Annotated in this window: 2 protein-coding genes; both read right to left on the reverse strand. The window is 66.1% G+C overall.

Translation table 11 applies throughout. The features are described from left to right. A partial coding sequence (locus ACRDUX_RS29500; protein WP_526419150.1) for an ABC transporter ATP-binding protein occupies positions 1-593 on the reverse strand: 593 nt, incomplete at its 3' end. Positions 594-629: 36 nt separating this feature from the next. Continuing rightward, a partial coding sequence (locus ACRDUX_RS29505) for an ABC transporter substrate-binding protein (RefSeq protein ID WP_526419152.1) occupies positions 630-1,580 on the reverse strand: 951 nt, incomplete at its 5' end.

Here is a 1,580-nt window from a genome sequence, read left to right on the forward strand (position 1 = left end):
CGCTGCAGCAGACGCAGGATCGAGGCTTGCACGGTGACGTCGAGCGCGGTCGTCGCCTCGTCGGCGATCAACAGCACCGGGTTGAGCGCGATTGCGGCCGCGATCATGACCCGCTGACGCATGCCACCCGAAAAGTGGACGGGGTAGTCGTCAATGCGCCGCTGTGGCTCCTTGATGCCCACCTCGTCGAGCAGTTCCAGCACCCGCCCGCGCCGCTGCCGTTTGGATACCCGGCCATGCGCCGTCAGTGCCTCCCCGACCTGGGTGCCGATCGTCTTGAGGGGATGCAGGCTGCTGAGCGGGTCCTGGAAGACGAACCCGATGTCCTTGCCCCGAATCGCGCGCAACCGCTCGGGCGCCAAGCCGATGAGATCGTCGCCCGCAAGCCGGGCGTGGCCCCCCACCACCGCGTTGCCGACGCCAAGGAGTCCGGTTGCCGCCAGCAGGGACACGCTCTTGCCCGAACCCGATTCACCGACGATCGCCAGGGTCTTCCCCGCATTCACCGCGAACGAGACGCCTCGCACCGCCTCGACCCGACCGTGCTCCAGCGTGAACGTGACTTCGAGGTCGCTTACCGCGAAGACCGCCATCTGCCCTCACTCACCCGAACCTCATTGTGGTGGCCGTCATTGCGATCCGTCCGCGAGACTGACGGTGGTGATGTCCGGGTTGACCGGCAGGTTGCCCCACTCGAAGTTGCGCACCCGGTCGGAGGTGATCACGATCTTCTTGATCGAGACCAGCGGTAGCCAGGGCAGCGCGTCGGCGGCCAGATGGTCGGCCTTGGTCCACGCCGGACCCGGGTTGTCGGACTGCGTCGCCTGCGACACCAACTCGTTCAGCGCCGGGTCGTGGTAGCAGATGCCCTCGTTCGCGGCGCCGCATTCCGCGACGTCGGAGTCCAGCGGACCGCCCAGGATCTGGCGGGAGTCGTCACCCTGCCAGTCCGGCGCGTACACGCCAGAGAGATTCAGATCCCACACCGACTTCGGATCGTGCCGAAAGTCGTCGTAGCTGGCCTCCGACAACGGAATCAGGTCCAGGGTGATCCCCGACTTGGCGAGGTCCTCCTTCAACGCAGTGGCCAGCTGTGCGCCGTTGGCGCCGTTCTGGTTGACCGTCTCGTAGATCGCCTTGAGCGTGAGCCCGCTCGGGTAACCGGCCTGCGTCAGCAGGTCCTTGGCCTTGGCCGGATCGCCCTCGTTGTTGGGCGAGGGGTACGGGTCGTACTTCTGATAGCCCAGCTGACCAGGGGTGAGGAACTGACTGAACGGCTCGGCGACGTCCGGACCCCCGAAGAGCTGCGCCACGTGCGTCTTGTTGATGGCGTAGGCCAACGCTTGGCGCACCTGCGGCTTGCGCAGCGCGTCCCCACCCACCGACGTGTTGTATGGCGCGTTGTTGGCAACGATGTAGGCCTGGTTGCCGCCCTGTGACGAATGAATGTTCGGGCTATTGCTGGCCTTGAAGCTCTGGATCGTCGCCGTCGGCGGCACGCCGAGGTAGAGCGACAGATCGGCCTCACCGGACTTGATGGCCTGCACCACCGCATCCGCGCTGTTCGTGGTGAAGTCGAC

The organism is Mycobacterium sp., assembly GCF_050701675.1.
Taxonomy (GTDB): Bacteria; Actinomycetota; Actinomycetes; order Mycobacteriales; family Mycobacteriaceae; genus Mycobacterium.